The 16,990-nt window shown below is 62.8% G+C and carries 16 protein-coding genes; 5 read left to right on the forward strand and 11 right to left on the reverse strand.

Features of this window, described 5'->3' with window-relative positions; translation table 11 throughout:
• Positions 1 to 33: 33 nt before the first annotated feature.
• A complete protein-coding gene (locus B5G34_RS13040) occupies positions 34 to 606 on the forward strand; it encodes a xanthine phosphoribosyltransferase (protein ID WP_087338244.1) in 573 nt (190 codons plus the stop codon).
• Positions 607 to 619: 13 nt separating this feature from the next.
• Positions 620 to 1,009 (forward strand): PaaI family thioesterase, encoded by a 390-nt coding sequence (locus tag B5G34_RS13045; protein ID WP_087338247.1) that lies wholly within the window; start codon positions 620 to 622, stop codon positions 1,007 to 1,009.
• Here the strand turns inward: B5G34_RS13045 and ytvI are convergent.
• Positions 1,004 to 2,116, reverse strand: a complete 1,113-nt coding sequence (ytvI, locus tag B5G34_RS13050) for a sporulation integral membrane protein YtvI (RefSeq protein WP_087338250.1) — start codon at positions 2,114 to 2,116, stop codon at positions 1,004 to 1,006. The two genes, B5G34_RS13045 and ytvI, sit on opposite strands and share 6 nt — an antisense overlap.
• Positions 2,117 to 2,291: 175 nt before the next feature.
• On the opposite strand from ytvI, the gene B5G34_RS13055 reads away from it, so the two are divergent.
• The 3 genes from B5G34_RS13055 to B5G34_RS13065 are packed head-to-tail and all read left to right on the forward strand — an operon-like array spanning position 2,292 to position 5,250.
• The gene (locus B5G34_RS13055) at positions 2,292 to 2,732 is read left to right on the forward strand and encodes an ACT domain-containing protein (RefSeq protein ID WP_087338253.1); all 441 of its coding nucleotides are present in this window, start codon (positions 2,292 to 2,294) and stop codon (positions 2,730 to 2,732) included.
• A gap of 30 nt (positions 2,733 to 2,762) precedes the next feature.
• The gene (locus B5G34_RS13060) at positions 2,763 to 3,974 is read left to right on the forward strand and encodes a homoserine dehydrogenase (RefSeq protein WP_087338256.1); all 1,212 of its coding nucleotides are present in this window, start codon (positions 2,763 to 2,765) and stop codon (positions 3,972 to 3,974) included.
• Positions 3,975 to 4,026: 52 nt separating this feature from the next.
• On the forward strand, positions 4,027 to 5,250 hold the full coding sequence (locus B5G34_RS13065; RefSeq protein WP_087338259.1) for an aspartate kinase: 1,224 nt from the start codon (positions 4,027 to 4,029) through the stop codon (positions 5,248 to 5,250).
• A gap of 60 nt (positions 5,251 to 5,310) precedes the next feature.
• Here the strand turns inward: B5G34_RS13065 and purD are convergent, their stop codons facing one another.
• The 10 genes from purD to B5G34_RS13115 all read right to left on the reverse strand — a co-directional run bounded on the left by purD (position 5,311) and on the right by B5G34_RS13115 (position 16,945).
• Entirely contained in the window at positions 5,311 to 6,567 is a 1,257-nt protein-coding gene (purD, locus tag B5G34_RS13070; RefSeq protein WP_087338262.1) for a phosphoribosylamine--glycine ligase, read from the reverse strand.
• Between the two features lie 242 nt (positions 6,568 to 6,809).
• Entirely contained in the window at positions 6,810 to 8,009 is a 1,200-nt protein-coding gene (locus tag B5G34_RS13075; RefSeq protein ID WP_275532299.1) for a phosphoribosylaminoimidazolecarboxamide formyltransferase, read from the reverse strand.
• The gene (locus B5G34_RS13080) at positions 8,002 to 8,709 is read right to left on the reverse strand and encodes an IMP cyclohydrolase (RefSeq protein ID WP_087338267.1); all 708 of its coding nucleotides are present in this window, start codon (positions 8,707 to 8,709) and stop codon (positions 8,002 to 8,004) included. The genes B5G34_RS13075 and B5G34_RS13080 overlap by 8 nt, the downstream gene beginning before the upstream one ends.
• A 4-nt stretch (positions 8,710 to 8,713) precedes the next feature.
• A complete protein-coding gene (gene purN / locus B5G34_RS13085) occupies positions 8,714 to 9,346 on the reverse strand; it encodes a phosphoribosylglycinamide formyltransferase (RefSeq protein ID WP_087338270.1) in 633 nt (210 codons plus the stop codon).
• Entirely contained in the window at positions 9,343 to 10,386 is a 1,044-nt protein-coding gene (purM, locus tag B5G34_RS13090) for a phosphoribosylformylglycinamidine cyclo-ligase (RefSeq protein WP_087338273.1), read from the reverse strand. Before purM ends, purN begins: the two co-directional genes overlap by 4 nt.
• An 18-nt stretch (positions 10,387 to 10,404) precedes the next feature.
• Positions 10,405 to 11,829 carry an amidophosphoribosyltransferase gene (gene purF, locus B5G34_RS13095; RefSeq protein WP_087338276.1) on the reverse strand — a complete coding sequence of 475 codons (1,425 nt, stop codon included), beginning with the start codon at positions 11,827 to 11,829 and terminating at the stop codon, positions 10,405 to 10,407.
• 51 nt (positions 11,830 to 11,880) lie between these two features.
• A complete protein-coding gene (locus B5G34_RS13100; RefSeq protein ID WP_087338279.1) occupies positions 11,881 to 13,302 on the reverse strand; it encodes an amidophosphoribosyltransferase in 1,422 nt (473 codons plus the stop codon).
• A 3-nt stretch (positions 13,303 to 13,305) separates the two neighbouring features.
• Positions 13,306 to 14,025, reverse strand: coding sequence for a phosphoribosylaminoimidazolesuccinocarboxamide synthase (gene purC, locus B5G34_RS13105; RefSeq protein ID WP_087338283.1), 720 nt, complete (start codon positions 14,023 to 14,025; stop codon positions 13,306 to 13,308).
• A gap of 34 nt (positions 14,026 to 14,059) precedes the next feature.
• The gene (gene purE, locus B5G34_RS13110; RefSeq protein ID WP_087338285.1) at positions 14,060 to 14,551 is read right to left on the reverse strand and encodes a 5-(carboxyamino)imidazole ribonucleotide mutase; all 492 of its coding nucleotides are present in this window, start codon (positions 14,549 to 14,551) and stop codon (positions 14,060 to 14,062) included.
• A 294-nt stretch (positions 14,552 to 14,845) separates the two neighbouring features.
• The gene (locus B5G34_RS13115) at positions 14,846 to 16,945 is read right to left on the reverse strand and encodes an alpha-amylase family glycosyl hydrolase (protein ID WP_087338286.1); all 2,100 of its coding nucleotides are present in this window, start codon (positions 16,943 to 16,945) and stop codon (positions 14,846 to 14,848) included.
• Between the last annotated feature and the right edge of the window lie 45 nt (positions 16,946 to 16,990).

Raw genomic sequence — 16,990 nt, forward strand, 5'->3', positions numbered from 1 at the left:
AAAGTACCGCGGCAATCTAGGCAGGAGGAGAACATGGAAGAACTGAAACGGCGCATCCTCAGCGATGCAATGGTGGGTGAGGGCGATATTATTCGTGTGGACATGTTCCTCAACCACTGTATGGATATGGACCTGATGGAGCGGATGGGTGCTGTGCTGGCCAAGCGCTATCGGGGCGAGCGCGTCACCAAGGTGCTCACCGCCGAGAGTTCCGGTATCGCGTTGGCCTGCTTTACCGCCAAAGCGCTGGGTGTGCCGGTGATTTACGCCAAAAAGTTCCAGACCGGTTATATTGACCCCGATGTATATTCCGCCGAGACCCATTCTTTCTCACTGGACAAGTCCTACACCCTGCGGGTGTCCAGAAAATACCTGACAGAGGACGACAACGTTCTGTTGGTGGATGACATCCTCTCCAACGGACAGACCATGCTCAGCCTGCTGGAGCTGGTGTCCAAGGCCGGCGGGGAAGTGGCCGGTGTGGGCGTGGCTATTGAAAAATCCATGCGGGAGGGCGGCCGGGTGCTGCGCCGCATGGGCATCCGGGTGGAGGCCCTGGCTACGGTGGAGGCCATTGAACACGGTCAGATCATTTTGGCCGACTGAGGAGGACCCAGCCATGGTAGATAAGACTCCTTTTCCCAATGCATTTGCACTCCACAATCAGATCCAGGTGGACTCATCCGGGCCGGACCGGGGAGAGGCCTGGCTGGAGATCAACAGCAACTCCCTCAACCCGTATGGCCGTCTTCATGGCGGCGCCTACTATACCCTGGCTGACTGTGTCGGCGGCCGGGCTTGCCGGACCGATGGACGGTATTATGTCACTCTGCATGGCGGAATCGACTTTGTTCATTCCGCATCCGACGGAAAAGTGATTGCCCGGGCGGAGATCCGGCACCGGGGACGTACCACTTGCCTGGTGGGCGTGGAGATCCGGGATGAGAAGGAGACGTTGCTGGCCACCGGCGACTTTACCTATTTCTGTATCGGCCAGCGGGATTCATAAGGAAGACTCCGGGGGAGACGGCTGCTGGGCCGTCTCCCGTTTTTGTGGGGTGGTACCGCCTCCCTCCGTCCACAGTTGCCAGACCACCACGGCGGCCAGAGGAGCCAGGATCATTCCGACCACGCCGAAGGTGCGGAACCCGGCGTACATGCTGACCAGGGCCGCCAGAGGAGGAAGACCTGCTCTCTGGCCCACCAGCCTGGGCTCCAGCAGGCTGCGCACCAGGGTGACCAGGCCGTACAGCAGGAACAGGCCCAGCCCCAGGGGGTAATCGCCGCTGAGCAGGGCCCAGAGGCCCCAGGGCAGCAGGACGGCACCGCTGCCGAAGATGGGCAGGGCGTCCACCAGGGCGGTGAGACCGGCCAGCAGGAGGGCCGGCTCCACCCGGAGGAGCAGCAGACCCACTGCTACCTGGGTAAAGGTGGTCAGTAGCAGCAGTCCCTGGGCCCGCAGCCAGCCGCCCACGGCATTTACCGTTACCTGCTGCCAGCGGCCCAGACGCTTCTGCCACAGGGAGGGCAGCTGGGCAAAGGCGGCCCGCAGGCCGGGCCGACCGGCGATGAAGAAGTAGGCGGCCAGAAAGGCAGTAAAAAGAAAGAGGCCTGCCGAGGGCAGACCAGCAAGAGCCTGAACCACCCGGGACACCACGGATTCTCCCAGCCAGCCGGGCAGCGCCAGCAGGCTTTGGCCCAGGGACTCTGCGGCCTGACGGGCAGGCTCCCGCAGTTGGTCGGGGAGGGCCACAAAGAGGCGGTACAGCCAGCTCTCCAGCTCATGGGTCAGCCCGCCCAGCTCCGCCAGCAGGGCGGGCAGCCGCCTGGCCAGCTGTGCCAGTTCATACCACAGCCGCCACAGCAGCAGACCTCCTATGCCCATGAGCAATCCGGCTGCCGCCAGGACGCACAAAGCCGCCGCCAGACGACGGGGTAGGCGGCAGCGCACAGTGAAAAAGCGAACCGCCGGCTCCAGCAGCCAGGCCAGCACCGCTGCCAGCGGGAAGGGAGCCGCCAGCGGCAGCAGCCAGCGCAGCCCCACCCAGAGGGCGGCCAGGACCAGCCCCGCCCACAGCAGCCGGATCACCCACCGCAGGTACCTGTCCTCCCGCAAAAGTACCCCTCCTTTCTAAAATATGTATAAATTGACGAAAAACAGGGGGAGAATCCAGGCGGAAATCGGCAGGCAGGAGGAAGTTGGCTCTTGCGGCTGGGACTTTATTGTGCTAAAATGGACCACAATACAGAAACAAATGCTTTTCTGTCAAGGACAGGAGGGGGTCCATAGAATGGGCAAGGCACCAGCCTACTTCATCGTGGAGGCCAGCGCGCTGCCGGAGGTCTTTCTGAAGGTTGCGGAAGCCAAGCGTCTGCTGGAAACCGGCGAGGCCGGGGCGGTCAACCAGGCGGTCCGCCGGGTGGGCATCAGCCGCAGCGCTTTTTACAAGTACAAGGACGCGGTGCGGCCCTTCAACGACATGCTGCACGGGCGCATCGTTACCTTCCAGATCGTGCTGAAGGATGAGCCCGGGGTACTGTCCGCGGTCCTGAATATTTTTGCCACCACCGGCGGGAATATTCTCACCATCAATCAGGCCATCCCGGTCAGCGGGTGCGCAGCGGTGACCATCGGGGCGGAGACCTCTGGTCTTCAGATCCCCATGGAGGAGCTGCTGGAGCAGCTGCTGAAGGTGGAAGGCGTGCTGCGGAGCGAAGTGATATCAGGGTAAATGAGCCCTTTGGAGCAAGGAGGCATCCATATGGTAAACGTAGCGATTTTGGGCTTTGGCGTGGTAGGCTCCGGTGTGGCGGAGGTTTTGGCTACCAACGGCAGCCATATTGACAAAAAGGTGGATGATCTGATCCGGCTGAAGTATATTCTGGATGTGCGGGATTTCCCCGACAGCCCCTTTGCCGATAAGGTCATCCATGATTTCAGCATCATTGAGAACGACCCCGAGGTCAACATCGTGGTGGAGACCATCGGCGGCGCCAAGGTGGCCCTGGACTTTACCCGCCGGGCCCTGGCCGCCGGCAAGAGCGTGGTCACCTCCAACAAGGAGCTGGTGGCCGAGCACGGCTGCGAGCTGCTCAAGCTGGCCCAGGAGAAGGGCGTCAGCTATCTGTTCGAGGCCAGCGTGGGGGGCGGCATCCCCATCATCCGGCCTCTGAACCAGTGCCTGGCGGCCAACGAGATCGAGGAGATCTGCGGTATCCTCAACGGCACCACCAACTATATCCTCACCCGGATGATCCGGGCGGGGCTCAGCTTTGAGGCCGCCCTGAAGGAGGCCCAGCAGAACGGCTACGCCGAGCAGGACCCCACCGCCGACATCGAGGGCCACGACGCCTGCCGGAAGATCTGTATCCTGTCCTCTCTGGCCTTTGGCCGCCATGTCTATCCCAGCCAGGTGCCCACTGAGGGCATCACCGGCGTCAGTCTGGCCGACGTGGCCTATGCCGACGCCTGCGGCAAAAAGATCAAGCTGCTGGGCCGGGCCATCCATCAGGATGACGGCAAGGTGTGCGCCTATGTGGCGCCCCATCTGGTGGATGTGGAGGACCCCCTGGCCGGCGTGGAGGACGTGTTCAACGCCATTGCCGTCAAGGGCAACGCTATTGGCGACGTGATGTTCTACGGCCGGGGCGCCGGCAAGCTGCCTACCGCCTCCGCCGTGGTGGCTGACGTCATCGACGCCGCCCGCCACAAGGACGCGAAGAAGCGGATGTTCTGGTCTGAGGGCGGGGACGACGTGGCCGTGCCGCCCACCGCGCTGGAGAGCGCCTGGTATGTCCGGGTGGAGGGTAAGCTGGAGGACGTGAAGGCCGCTTTCCCCGACTGCGCACTGCTGCCCCGGGCCGGCGCGCCGGAGAACGAGTTTGCATTCCTTACCGCGCCCATGACCCGCTCCGCCCTGGAGGGCAAGCTGGCTGGTCTGAAGGCCTGTTCGCTGTTCCGGGTACTGGACTGAGCGCATAGGATGCCATAAGAGATTTCACCTGATTTAGGGGGTACAAACGCCAATGGGACTCATCGTACAAAAATTTGGCGGCAGCTCCGTTGCTGATGCAGACCGCATCCGCAACGTAGCCCGCATCATCACGGAGACCTACCGCCGCGGCCACAGCGTTGTAGCGGTGCTCTCCGCCCAGGGGGATACCACCGACGACCTGATCGCCAAGGCTGCCGAGATCAACCCCAACGGCTCCAAGCGGGAGATGGATATGCTCCTGTCCACCGGCGAACAGATCTCCTGCTCCCTGTGTGCCATGGCCATTGAGGCCATGGGCTATCCTGTCATCTCTCTGACGGGCTGGCAGGCCGGGTTCCGCACCAACTCCGTCTACGGCGACGCCCGCATCAAGCGGCTGGACACCGAGCGTGTGATGGCCGAGCTGGACAAGAAGGCCATCGTCATCGTCACCGGCTTCCAGGGCCTGAACAAGTATGACGATATCACCACCCTGGGTCGGGGCGGCTCCGACACCTCGGCGGTGGCCTTGGCCGCCGCTCTGCGGGCCGACCTGTGCCAGATCTATACCGACGTGGACGGCGTGTTTACCGCCGATCCCCGCCATGTGGCCGGCGCCTTCCAGCTGGAGGAGATCACCTATGACGAGATGCTGGAACTGGCCACTCTGGGCGCCCAGGTGCTCCACAACCGCTCCGTGGAGATGGCGAAGCGCTACAGCGTCAACCTGGAGGTCCTCTCCAGTTTCTCCGGCAAGCCCGGCACCAAAGTCAAGGAGGTTGCAAAAACCATGGAAAAAATGCACGTCAGCGGGGTGGCCTGCGACAAGAACGTGGCCCGTCTGGCCGTTGTGGGTCTGGCCGATCAGCCTGGTATCGCCTTTAAGATTTTCTCCCTGCTGGCCAAGGAAAAGGTCAACGTGGACATCATCCTGCAGTCCATCGGCCGCAACAATACCAAGGACATCAGCTTTACCGTGGGCAAGCAGGACATGGACCGCTCCAAGGACATCCTGGAGGCCCACAAGGGTGCCCTGGGCTTCGACCACATCGACGTCAACGACTCCATTGCCAAGGTGTCCATTGTGGGCGCCGGTATGATCCATAATCCCGGCGTGGCCGCCAAGATGTTCGAGGCTCTCTACAACGCCGGCATCAACATCAATATGATCTCCACCAGTGAGATCAAGGTCTCCGTGCTGGTGGACCTGGCCGAGGCCGACCGCTCTGTCCAGGTCATCCACGACCGGTTCTTCCACGAGTTCGGCGGGAACTGAGTCCATCAATAAGAACATAAAAAATGGCCGCCTGTCACTGACAGGCGGCCATTTTTGATATTATACCCGACCGATGTCGGTGCGGAAGTGCATGTCCTGGAAGTGGATGTGCTTGGCGGCGGCGTAAGCTCCGTCAATGGCCTCGTCCAGGTTGTCGCCCACGGCGGTGACCCCCAGGACCCGGCCGCCGTTGGTGACGATGTTGCCGTCATCATCCAGCTTGGTGCCGGCGTGGAAGACCACGGCGGTCTGTCCGGCCTCGTCCAGACCGGTGATGGGGTAACCCTTCTGATAGCTGCCCGGATAGCCGCCGGAGGCCAGCACCAGACAGCAGGCCGCGCCGGGCTTCCACTGAATGTCGATCCGGGACAGCGCGCCCTCCCGGCAGGCGGCGAAGATCTCCATCAGGTCGGAGTCCAGCAGGGAGAGGACAGCCTGACACTCGGGATCGCCGAAGCGGGCATTGTACTCCACCACCTTGGGACCCTCGGGGGTGATCATCAGACCGAAGTAGAGCACGCCCTTGAAGGGGCGACCCTCCGCCTTCAGCGCGGCCACGGTGGGCATGAAGATCTCCCGCATACACTGGACCGCCACAGCGGCGGTGTAGTTGGGGGAGGGGGAGATGGCGCCCATGCCGCCGGTGTTGGGGCCCTGGTTGCCGTCATAGGCCCGCTTGTGGTCCTGGGAGGAGGGCATGCACAGCAGGAACTCGCCGTCGCAGAAGGCCAGCACGGTGACCTCGGGGCCGGTCATGCACTCCTCGATGACGATCTTGGCCCCGGCCTCGCCGAAGCGGTGGTCGCTCATCATGGAGCGGACGGCCTCCTTGGCCTCCTCCACAGTCTGGGCCACGATAACACCCTTGCCCAGGGCCAGGCCGTCGGCCTTCACCACAATGGGGGCGCCCTGCTCCTCCACATAGGTCAGAGCGGCGTCCATGTCGGTAAAGGTCTCATACTTGGCGGTGGGGATGTTGTACTTTTTCATCAGGTTCTTGGAAAAGATCTTGCTGGCCTCGATGATGGCGGCGTCCGCCGTGGGGCCGAAGGCGGGAATGCCCGCCGCCTCCATGGCGTCCACCATGCCCAGGGCCAGGGGATCGTCAGGAGCCACTACCACGAAGTCCATGGAGTACTTCTTGGCCCACTTCACCATGCCCTCCACGTCGGTGGCGGCGATGGGAACGCACTGGGCGATGGATTCAATGCCGCCGTTGCCGGGGGCGCAGTAGAGCCGGGTGACATGGGGGCTCTGGGACAGCTTCCAGCAGATGGCGTGCTCCCGCCCGCCTCCGCCTACGACTAGTACCTTCATGTTCAAACCTCGTTTCGTTACCCCCGTCCTTTTCGCGCAGCGAAAAGCTTTTTCGCGGAGGGTGTTGCGCTCCGTGACCCTGGAGCGAAAAAATAAAATGCATGTCTGGGAGAATTCACTTCTCCCAGACATACCCCGACCCGCGCCGCGGGCGCGAAACCGGGGGTATCGCAGAACTGTGCCAATATATATTGGCGCAGTTCTGCGTATCCAGGGGGTATTGGATACCCCCTGGAATTGTTTTAGTGGTGGAACAGCCGCATGCCGGTGAAGGCCATGACGATGCCGTACTTGTTGCAGGTGGCGATGACGTGGTCATCCCGGATGGAGCCGCCGGGCTGCACGATGTAGGACACGCCGGACTTGCGGGCCCGCTCCACGTTGTCGCCGAAGGGGAAGAAGGCGTCGGAGCCCACGGTGACGCCGGACTGGGTGGCGATCCAGGCCTTCTTTTCCTCAGTGGTGAGCACCTCAGGGCGTACCTTGAAGGTGTTCTGCCACACGCCCTCGGCCAGCACGTCCTCGTACTCGTCGGAGATGTATACGTCGATGGCGTTGTCCCGGTCGGGGCGGCGGATACCGTCCACAAACTGGAGGCCCAGCACCTTGGGATGCTGGCGCAGCAGCCAGTTGTCCGCCTTGGAGCCGGCCAGACGGGTGCAGTGGATGCGGCTCTGCTGACCGGCGCCCACGCCGATGGCCTGGCCGTCCTTTACGTAGCACACGGAGTTGGACTGGGTGTACTTCAGGGTGATGAGGGCGATGAGCATGTCCCGCTTGGCATTCTCCGGCAGGTCCTTGCTGTCGGTGACGATGTTGTTCAGCAGGTCGGCATTGATCTCATAGTTGTTGCGGCCCTGCTCGAAGGTGATGCCGAATACGTCCTTGTGCTCCACGGCCTTGGGGACGTAGTCCGGGTCGATCTCCACCACGTTGTAGCCGCCCTTGCGCTTGGTCTTGAGGATCTCCAGGGCCTCCTCAGTGTAGCCGGGGGCGATAACGCCGTCAGATACCTCCAGGGCCAGATAGCGGGCGGTCTGGGCGTCGCACACGTCGGACAGGGCGGCCCAGTCGCCGTAGGAGCACAGTCGGTCGGCGCCCCGGGCCTTCACATAGGCGCAGGCGATGGGGGACAGGTCCATGTCCTCGGCAAAGTAGATCTTTTTCTCCACGTCGGTGAGGGGCGTGCCCACGGCGGCGCCGGCGGGGGAGACGTGCTTGAAGGAGGCGGCGGCGGGCAGGCCGGTGGCCTCCTTCAGCTCCTTGACCAGCTGCCAGGAGTTCAGGGCGTCCAGAAAGTTGATGTAGCCCGGCTTGCCGTTGAGCACCTTGATGGGCAGCTCACCGGACTCCATAAAGATGCGGGCGGGCTTCTGGTTGGGGTTGCAGCCGTATTTCAGCTCCAGTTCGGTCATGGTCTGTGCTTCCTCCTTCTTACTGATGCTTGTTGAGGATGACGGTCTCCCAGTCGCCGGTCATCAGGTCGATGTAGCGCACGAAGAGGGATACCTTGTTGTCCTCGTTCAGATTGGACCAGATCAGCTGGGCAAACTCCTGGGGAGTCTTGCTGTCGATGGTGATCTGCTCCGGCTCGCCCTCAAAGGAGGGCAGGGGATTGCCGTCCCCCATGTAGGTGTGGATGAAGTGGCCCTGACCGGCCAGAGGCTTCTCATAGGTGAAGAAGTAGCGGCGGCAGGAGGCGGGATCGCCGTCGGCGCTCTTCAGGATGGAGAGAACATAGTCGCCGTCCTTCTTCACCAGGCCGGAGATACGGGGGGTGTAGTTGGGCTCGTCGGGCTCAAAGGTGCGGGTGTGCAGGGCCTGGGAGAAGGTCTTGCCGGCGGCCAGACCCTCCCGGATGGTATCGGTCTGATCGCCGTTGGTGACGATGGTGGAGGCGCCGAATACCCGGACGGGGTTATAGATGATGAGAGAGGGGTCAGTCATCTTGGAGGGGTCGAAGGCCTGGGTGCGGATGCCGTCGGGAGTCTCCACAAAGACCCGGTTGCGGGAGTTCTCGCTGCGGCCCATGATGAAGTAGGCGATGACCGCCTTGGTGTCGTCGGCAGAGCGGCCCAGCACGATGCCCCGGCCGGGATAGGGATTGGAGCGCAGCAGCTCAGTCAGATCCAGCGTTTTCATATGATCATTCCCCTTTATTGATTGTGACGATCCGTCCCTCCACGGAGAGACGGCCCTGGCAGAAGAGGGCCACGGCCTGGGGCAGGATATGCCACTCGGCCTGCTCCATTACCCGGCGCTGGAGGACCTCCGGCGTGTCGCCGGGCAGGATGTCCACCGCCTTCTGGAGGACGATGGGGCCGCCGTCGGGCTCCTCGTTGACGAAGTGGACGGTGGCGCCGGTGACCTTCACCCCGTAGGCCAGGGCCTTTTCATGGACGTGGAGGCCGTAATAGCCCGCCCCGCAGAAGGATGGAATGAGAGCGGGATGGACATTGAGGATGGCGTTGGGGTAGGCATGCACCATCTCTTCGGTGAGGATGTGCATGAACCCGGCCAGTACCACCAGGTCGATGTTCAGCTCCTTCAGCCTGGACACCAGGGCCTGGGTCATGGCTCGGTTGGAGTCGTAGTCCTTCCGGGCCACCACATAGCCGGGGATGCCGGCGTTTTTGGCCCGCTCCAGGGCGTAGGCGTCGGCTTTGGAGGAGATGACGGCGGCCAGCTCGCCGCCGCCCAGCTCGCCCCGGTCACGGGCGCCGATGAGGGCCTGGAGGTTGGTCCCACCGCCGGAGACCAGTACGGCGATCCGCGTCATACCAGCTCGACCCCCGTATCGCCGGCCACCACGGAGCCGATGACATAGGCCCGCTCTTCGGCCCGGCAGAGGATCTCCTTGGCCTGGCCCACCTCCTCCTTGGGGATAGCCAGGATCAGGCCCACACCCATGTTGAAGGTGTTGTACATATCCCGCATGGGGATGTTGCCGCGCTTGGCGATCAGGTCAAAGATGGGGGGGACGGGGAAGGAGGCGGTCTCGATCTGGGCGGTGAGGCCCTCCTTCATCATTCGGGGCACATTCTCATAGAGGCCGCCGCCGGTGATGTGGCTGATGGCCTTGATGTGGATGCCGTTGTTCAGCAGGCACTGGACGGTCTTGACATAGATGCGGGTGGGGGTGAGCAGGGTCTCGCCCAGGCTCTTGCCCTCCAGCTCCTCCATGGGGGAGGTCAGGTCGGCGTGCTCCACGTCCAGCACCTTGCGCACCAGGGAGAAGCCGTTGGAGTGGACGCCGCTGGAGCCCAGACCGATGAGCACGTCGCCCACCGCCAGGTCCTTGCCGTCGATGATCTTCTCCTCGTCCACGATGCCCACGGAGAAGCCCGCCACATCATAGTCGTCCTCCGCCATCAGGCCGGGGTGCTCGGCAGTCTCGCCGCCCACCAGGGCGCAGCCCGCCTGGCGGCAGCCCTCAGTGATGCCGGAGACGATGTCGGCGATGCGGGCGGGGTCGTTCTTGCCGCAGGCGATGTAGTCCAGGAAGAACAGGGGAGAGGCGCCGCCGCAGATGATGTCGTTGACGCACATGGCCACGCAGTCGATGCCGATGGTGTCGTGCTTGTTCATCAGCTGGGCCAGACGGAGCTTGGTGCCCACGCCGTCGGTGCCGGACACCAGTACCGGCTTCTTCATGCCCGCCATGTTGGGGGCGAACAGGCCGCCGAAGCCGCCCAGGGTGCCCATGACGCCGGGGATGTAGGTGGACTCCACCATGGGCTTGATGCGCTCTACCGACTCGTAGCCGGCGGTGACGTCCACGCCGGCGGCGGCGTAGGATTCAGAGTGGGAATTTTTCATACGGAGAAACCTCCTCGATTATTGGGTTTGACCGATTTTCTGTTCAAAACGGAATTTCTCCCGGGCCTCGGGCACGGGTACCGGGTACTGACCGGTAAAGCAACCGTCGCAGAAGGTGCAGCGGCAGCCGTTGGCCAGCTTGTGGACGCTGTCCACGCTGAGGTAGCCCAGGGAGTCGGCGCCGATGATCTGGGCGATCTCCTCCACCGTGTGGTTGCAGGCGATGAGGTGATCCCGGGAGTCGATGTCGGTGCCGAAGTAGCAGGGGTGGAGGAAGGGGGGCGCGGATACCCGCATGTGGACCTCGGTGGCCCCCGCCTCCCGCAGCAGCCCCACGATGCGGGCGGAGGTGGTACCGCGGACGATGGAATCGTCGATGATGACCACCCGCTTGCCCCGCACCACGGAGGAGATGGGGTTGAGCTTGATGCGCACCTTGTCCTCCCGGTTCTTCTGGCCGGGGGCGATGAAGGTGCGGGCGATGTACTTGTTCTTGATGAAGCCGGTACCGTAGGGGATACCGGACTGCCGGGCGTAGCCGATGGCGGCGTCAATGCCGGAATCGGGTACACCGATGACGATATCCGCCTGGACGGGGTGCTCCAGGGCCAGGAAGGCCCCGGCCCGCACCCGGGCCTCATGGACACCCGCCCCGTCGATCACCGAGTCGGGCCGGGCAAAGTAGATGAACTCAAACACGCACATGCTGCTTTTGGCCTTGCCGCAGTGATCTTTGATGCTGCGCAGGCCGTTCTGGTCCACCACCACGATCTCACCGGGCCCCACATCCCGGAGAAAGTGGGCGCCGATGGCGTCCAGAGCGCAGCTCTCCGAGGCAAACACATAGCCGTCGTCCAGGGTGCCGATGCACAGGGGGCGGAACCCGTTGGGGTCCCGGGCGGCAACCAGCTTGCGGGGGGAGAGGAGGACCAGGGAGTAGGCGCCCTGGATGATATCCATGGCAGCCGACACCGCCTCCTCAATGGAGGGAGCCTTCAGCCGCTGGCCGGTGATGGTGTAGGCAATGACCTCGGTGTCGCTGGTGGTGTGGAAGATGGCGCCGGACAGCTCCAGCTTCTCCCGCAGCTCGGCGGCGTTGGTCAGGTTGCCGTTGTGGGCCAGCGCCATGGAGCCCTTCACATGGTTGATGACCATGGGCTGGGCGTTGATACGGCTCTTGCGGCCGGTGGTAGCGTAGCGCACGTGGCCCACGGCCATGCTGCCGCGGCCCAGGTTCTCCAGAATTTCAGGGGTAAATACCTCGCTGACCAGTCCCACGTCCTTGTGGCTGGTGATGACGCCATCGTCATTGATGGCCATGCCTGCACTCTCCTGGCCCCGATGCTGCAGGGCGTAGAGCGCGTTGTAGGTAACAGAGGCGGCGTGGGTCATGCCGGGCACAGAGATGCCGAACACGCCGCATTCTTCATGGATATTTGCCATAGTTTTCTTCCTTTGCGTATGGGGCTTGGACGTGGAAACCGGACGGACCGGTTATTCCTTACCGGTCCAGCAGTAGGTGCAGATCTTGTCGCGATCGATGCCGATGGCCTCCAGCAGGCCGTCCAGGGACTGATAGCCCAGGGAGTCGAAGCCCAGCTTCTCACAGATGGACTTGAGCATGCACTGGCCGCGCTGGGTGGAGGAATCGGCGTACTCCTCCAGGTGCTGCTGCCCCTCGTCCCCCTCCAGCTCCTGGATGGTGCGGCGGGCCAGCAGTTCCATGTCGGAATTGCTGCGGGAGAAGTTAAGGTATTTGCAGCCGTACATGATGGGGGGGCAGGCCGAGCGCATGTGGACCTCCTCGGCGCCGGACTCGTAGAGGAATTCCACGGTCTCCCGGAGCTGGGTGCCCCGGACGATGGAGTCGTCCACAAAGAGCAGCTTCTTGCCCTCGATGAGCTCAGGTACGGGGATCTGCTTCATTTTGGCCACCTGGTTGCGGGCCGCCTGGTTGGCGGGCATGAAGGAGCGGGGCCAGGTGGGAGTGTACTTGACGAAGGGGCGGGCGAAGGGTTTGCCGCTGCGGTTGGAGAAGCCGATGGCGTGGGGCAGGCCGGAGTCGGGTACGCCGGCCACATAGTCCACCTTGGGCAGCTGGCCCTTCTGGACCTCGTCCCGGGCCATGATCTCGCCGTTGCGGTAGCGCATGACCTCCACATTCATGCCTTCGTAGTTGGAGTTGGGGTAACCGTAGTAGGTCCACAGGAAGGCACAGATCTTCATCTTGTCGCCGGCGGGGGCCAGAGTCTCCCAGCCCCTGGCGGTTACCTTGACCACCTCGCCGGGGCCCAGCTCGTAGGCGTCGATATAGCCCAGCTTGTGGTAGGCGAAGGACTCAAAGGAGACGCAGCAGCCCTCGTCGTTCTGGCCGATGAGCACCGGCAGACGGCCCAGCTTGTCCCGGGCGGCGATGATGCCGTCGGGGGTGAGCAGCAGCATGGTGCAGGAGCCGTCGATCTCCTCCTGGGCGTGGCGGATGCCCGACACCAGATCGTCCTTCTGGTTGATGAGGGCGGCGGCCAGCTCGGTGGAGTTGACTTTGCCGGAGCTCATGGCCATGAACTGGTGGCCGTGGTCGGAGAAGTAGCGCTCCACCAGCTCATCGGAGTTGTTGATGATGCCTACGGTGATGATGGCGTACAGGCCCAGGTGGGAGCGCACCAGCAGGGGCTGGGGGTCGGTGTCACTGATACAGCCGATGGCGGAACAGCCCTTGAAGTCGGCCAGGTCCTTGTCGAACTTGGTGCGGAAGGGGGTGTTCTCGATGTTATGGATCTGACGCTGGAAACCGGCCTTGGCGTCGTACACCGCCATACCGCCCCGCTTGGTGCCCAGGTGGGAGTGGTAGTCGGTGCCGAAGAAGACGTCCATGACGCAGTCGTGCTTGGAGATGGTGCCAAAGAAACCGCCCATGCCTTACTTGTCCCCCATCAGACGGCGCATGACCTCTTCATAGGCCTCCTCCGCGCCGCCCAGGTCCCGGCGGAACCGGTCCTTGTCCAGCTTCTCGTGGGTCTTCTCGTCCCACAGACGGCAGGTGTCGGGGGAGATCTCGTCGGCCAGCACGATGGTGCCGTCGGCGGTCTTGCCGAACTCCAGCTTGAAGTCCACCAGATCGATGCCGATCTCCTTCATGAAGCCCTTCAGCAGGTCGTTGACGGCAAAGGCGTACTTCTTGATGAGCTCGATCTCCTCCTTGGTGGCCAGCTTCAGGGCCAGAGCGTGATAGTCGTTGATGAGGGGATCGCCCAGGTCGTCGTTCTTGTAGGAGAACTCAATGGTGGGCTCGTCAAACACGATGCCCTCCTCCACGCCGTAGCGCTTGGCAAAGGAGCCGGCGGAGATGTTGCGGATAATGACCTCCAGGGGAACGATGGACACCTTCTTCACGGCGGTCTCCCGGTCGCTGAGTTCCTCCACATAGTGGGTGGGCACGCCCTTCTCCTCCAGGCGGCGCATCAGGTTGTTGGTCATGCGGTTGTTGATGGCGCCCTTGCCGGTGATGGTGCCCTTCTTCAGGCCGTTGAAGGCGGTGGCGTCGTCCTTGTAGGACACGATGACAACCTCAGGATCGTTGGAAGCGTAGACCTTCTTGGCCTTGCCTTCGTAGAGCTGCTCTTTCTTCTCGTAAGCCATGACGTGATACTCCTTTTATATCAATATTTTTTGTTTACAGCTTTTCCGCGATATGGCGGTCCTTCTCGGCCACCTCTGCGGCCATGTTGGCCTTGAAGTCGGCCAGCTTGCCGGTGAGCTCGCTGTCGGACAGGGCCAGCATCTGGGCGGCCAGGATGGCGGCGTTGTCGGCGCCGTCCACCGCCACGCAGGCCACGGGGATGCCCTTGGGCATCTGGACCATGGAGAGCAGGGAGTCCAGTCCGCCCATCATAGAGGTTTTGATGGGCACCCCGATAACGGGCAGGGTGGTGTAGGCGGCCAGCACGCCGGCCAGATGGGCGGCCTTGCCCGCGGCGGCGATGATGACCCCGAACCCGTTTTCCGCGGCGTGGGAGGCCAGCGCCTCAGCGGCGGCGGGGGTACGGTGGGCGGAGATGATGCGGACCTCGGCGGGGATGCCGAAGGACTGCAGACGCTGGATGCAGGGGCGCATGGTGTCCAGATCGGAGTCGGAACCCATAACGACGGCTACCTTCTTGCTCATAAGACCCTCCTGTGAACCTAAAAATTTTTCAGGGAAAGAAAAAATAAATCAGGGCATCCGATATACGGATGCCCTGATGGATTCAGACCCTGAGATTAGACAGGTTGGTGCCGTGGATGAACCATGTGATGCGGTAGTGCCAATGCATTGCTGACATCCCAGTACCTCCCTGTTTGTATGACCTATGTAAAATAATATCGGATTTTTTGAGGCTTGGCAAGGGCGGAAGGGGAATTTTGTCTGCTTTCACAACATTTCGGCAAAAAGGTCAAATGGCCTTGTGAAAGAAGGAAATCAGCTGCGGCCGCTCACCGCCTGAAAGACCGCCACCGACCGGGGGCCCATCTCCAGGCCTTTGCCGCTGAAGAGAGGCCCGGCGGCAAAGGGGTCGGGGCAGGCGGTGTGAAGCACCAGGCTCCACCGCAGGCCGGAGGGCAGCTCAGGCAGCCCCTGCCAGTGGGAGTGCCAGTGGGAATTGACCGCCAGCAGGATCATCTCGTCGGCGGTGTCGTCCCTGTTGCGGCCGGTAAAGAGCACCCCGATCTGCCGGGTCTGTTCGTCCATCTTGGCGTTCCAGGCCGCGCCGTTGTGGAGGGACACCGAGGGCCAGCCGCACCGGGCGGGGGCGGTCTCCCCCCGGACGATAGGGTGCTCCTTCCGGAAGGCGATCATCCGGGAGACGAAGCGGAATAGGTCCTGATGGTTCTCCAGCCGGGACCAGTCCAGCCAGGAGATCTCATTGTCCTGACAGTAGGCGTTGTTGTTGCCGAACTGGGTGTTGGCAAACTCGTCCCCCGCCAGGAACATGGGGGTGCCCCGGCTGCACAGCAGCACCGCGAAGGCGTTTTTCATCAGCCGGTCCCGGAGGGCCAGCACCGCCTGGTCCTCCGTGTCGCCCTCCACGCCGCAGTTCCAGCTGTTGTTGTCGTTGGCCCCGTCAGTATTGCCCCAGCCGTTGGCCTCGTTGTGCTTTTGATCGTAGGAATACAGGTCGTACAGGGTGAAACCGTCATGGCAGGTGAGGAAATTCACCGAGGCGTTCTGCCGCTGGGAGGGGGGATAGAGGTCAGCGGAGCCGGTGATGCGCTGGACCGCCGCCCAGGCCAGGCCGCTGTCTCCCTTCAGGAAGCAGCGCAGGTCGTCCCGGTACTTGCCGTTCCACTCGGCCCACCGGTTCCAGGAGGGGAAGGAGCCCACCTGATACAGCCCACCGGCGTCCCAGGCCTCTGCGATGAGCTTAACCCGCCCCAGAATGGGGTCGAAGGCCAGGCTTTCCAGCAGGGGCGGCTCAGACAGGGGAGAGCCGTCGGTATCCCGGCCCAGAATGGAGGCCAGATCGAACCGGAAGCCGTCCACCCGGTACTCCACTACCCAGTACCGCAGGCAGTCCAGAATGAACTGCCGCACCACCGGGTGGTTGCAGTTGAGGGTGTTGCCCACGCCGGAGAAGTTGTAGTACTTGCCGTCGGGAGTGAGCATGTAGTAGATGTTGTTGTCCAGCCCCTTGAAGGAGAAGAAGGGGCCCTGCTCGTTGCCCTCGGCGGTGTGGTTGACCACCACATCCAGAATGACCTCGATGCCGTGCTCGTTGAGGGTGCGGATCAGCTGCTTGAGCTGGGTGCCCTCGTGGTTGAACTCAGGGGTGGCGGTGTAGCTGGTGTTGGGGGCGAAGAAGCAGACGGTGTTGTAGCCCCAGTAGTTGAGCAGCTGCCGGCCGTCCACGATGCGCTCATCCGCCATCTCGTCAAACTCGAAGATGGGCATCAGCTCCACGGTGTTGACCCCCAGCTCCAGCAGGTAGGGCAGCTTTTCCAGCAGGCCCTCAAAGGTGCCGGGGTGTTTCACTCCGGAGGAGGGGTGCTGGGTGAAGCCCCGGACGTGGGTCTCGTAGATGATCATGTCCCGGAAGGGCAGATGAGGGTCGTGAAAATCCCCCCAGTCGAAGATGTCCTCCACCACCCGGGCGTGGTAGGAGCAGCCGGGGGTCTGGTTGCTGCCCCAGATGCTCTGGCCGGTGACCGCCCGGGCGTAGGGGTCCAGCAGGTACTTGGTCTTGTCGAAGAGCAGGCCCCGGTCCGGGTCGTTGGGGCCGTCCATCCGGTAGGCGTACTCGATCTCATAGATGTCCAGGTCAAAGACGATCATGGAGAAGGTGTTGCCGATACGGAAGTTCTCCGGGAAGGGGAGAATGGCAAAGGGCTCCTGCTGGGTGCGGCGGAAGAGGCACAGCTCACAGTAGGTGGCGTTGATGGAGTGGATGGTGAAGCTGACCCCGCCGGGCACCACGTTGGCGCCGTTGAGCAGAAAAAGACCGGGCCGCACCCGGAAGCCGGAGATGGTGTTGGTGGCGGCCAGGGGTTTGGTGGGCAGCAGGGGAGTGGGCTTTGAGACCATAGGTTGATTCTCCTTTTAAGAAGGTGGGCGCTGCAAACTGCAGCG

This window comes from Flavonifractor sp. An82 (genome assembly GCF_002159265.1).
GTDB lineage: Bacteria > Bacillota > Clostridia > Oscillospirales > Oscillospiraceae > Flavonifractor.

Excerpts from the sequence above, each read along its gene's own strand:
- B5G34_RS13040 (WP_087338244.1), top strand. The coding sequence starts at position 34 with ATGGAAGAACTGAAACGGCGCATCCTCAGCGATGCAATGGTGGGTGAG.
- B5G34_RS13045 (WP_087338247.1), top strand. The coding sequence starts at position 620 with ATGGTAGATAAGACTCCTTTTCCCAATGCATTTGCACTCCACAATCAG.
- B5G34_RS13055 (WP_087338253.1), top strand. The coding sequence starts at position 2,292 with ATGGGCAAGGCACCAGCCTACTTCATCGTGGAGGCCAGCGCGCTGCCG.
- B5G34_RS13060 (WP_087338256.1), top strand. The coding sequence starts at position 2,763 with ATGGTAAACGTAGCGATTTTGGGCTTTGGCGTGGTAGGCTCCGGTGTG.
- B5G34_RS13065 (WP_087338259.1), top strand. The coding sequence starts at position 4,027 with ATGGGACTCATCGTACAAAAATTTGGCGGCAGCTCCGTTGCTGATGCA.
- purD (WP_087338262.1), bottom strand. The coding sequence starts at position 6,567 with ATGAAGGTACTAGTCGTAGGCGGAGGCGGGCGGGAGCACGCCATCTGC.
- B5G34_RS13080 (WP_087338267.1), bottom strand. The coding sequence starts at position 8,709 with ATGAAAACGCTGGATCTGACTGAGCTGCTGCGCTCCAATCCCTATCCC.
- purN (WP_087338270.1), bottom strand. The coding sequence starts at position 9,346 with ATGACGCGGATCGCCGTACTGGTCTCCGGCGGTGGGACCAACCTCCAG.
- purM (WP_087338273.1), bottom strand. The coding sequence starts at position 10,386 with ATGAAAAATTCCCACTCTGAATCCTACGCCGCCGCCGGCGTGGACGTC.
- purF (WP_087338276.1), bottom strand. The coding sequence starts at position 11,829 with ATGGCAAATATCCATGAAGAATGCGGCGTGTTCGGCATCTCTGTGCCC.
- B5G34_RS13100 (WP_087338279.1), bottom strand. The coding sequence starts at position 13,302 with ATGGGCGGTTTCTTTGGCACCATCTCCAAGCACGACTGCGTCATGGAC.
- purC (WP_087338283.1), bottom strand. The coding sequence starts at position 14,025 with ATGGCTTACGAGAAGAAAGAGCAGCTCTACGAAGGCAAGGCCAAGAAG.
- purE (WP_087338285.1), bottom strand. The coding sequence starts at position 14,551 with ATGAGCAAGAAGGTAGCCGTCGTTATGGGTTCCGACTCCGATCTGGAC.
- B5G34_RS13115 (WP_087338286.1), bottom strand. The coding sequence starts at position 16,945 with ATGGTCTCAAAGCCCACTCCCCTGCTGCCCACCAAACCCCTGGCCGCC.